Here is a 423-nt window from a genome sequence, read left to right as displayed (position 1 = left end):
GGGCGATGGAGCTGTCGACCTTGGCGAATTCGCGCACGATCTCCAGGGTTTCGCTCCAGCGGGCGCCGAGGCCGCCGTACTGGGTGGGAATGCTCAGGGCCAGCAAGCCGCTTTGGCGCAGGGCGTCACGTTCGGTCTTCGGTGTGCCGCCGCGCTCGTCGCGTTCGACGGCAGTGAGGGCAAATTCGGCGGCCAGCAGTTTGGCGGTCTGCAAGGGTGAGGGCAGGACGCTGTTGGGTTTGGCTGTCACGCGGTATTCCTCATGGTGTGCCGGGGCGTGCCCCGGCAGACGGCAGGTCAGGCCTTGGCTTTTGCCGGCAGGACGTCGTTGGCAATCATTTCGCCGAACGGCCCGGTGAGGTTGGTGACGCCGCGCCCGGCCAGGCTGGCGTAGGGTTCCGGCAGCAGCGGGAACACCAGTTC

At 67.4% G+C, this 423-nt stretch carries 2 pseudogenes (1 of these 2 only partly in view); both read right to left on the bottom strand.

Annotation, left to right across the window (positions count from 1 at the left end):
* Nucleotides 1–250: pseudogene (locus HX846_RS25060) on the bottom strand (acyl-CoA dehydrogenase family protein); its annotated part reaches 752 nt to the left of the window's first position; the annotation flags it as partial.
* 47 nt (nt 251–297) lie between these two features.
* Nucleotides 298–423, bottom strand: a pseudogene (locus tag HX846_RS25055) (alkanesulfonate monooxygenase); the annotation flags it as partial.

The organism is Pseudomonas sp. K5002, from assembly GCF_013386655.1.
Taxonomy (GTDB): Bacteria; Pseudomonadota; Gammaproteobacteria; order Pseudomonadales; family Pseudomonadaceae; genus Aquipseudomonas.
The sequence above is the reverse complement of the archived record's forward strand: the minus strand, read 5'-3'. Positions and strand labels throughout refer to the sequence as shown.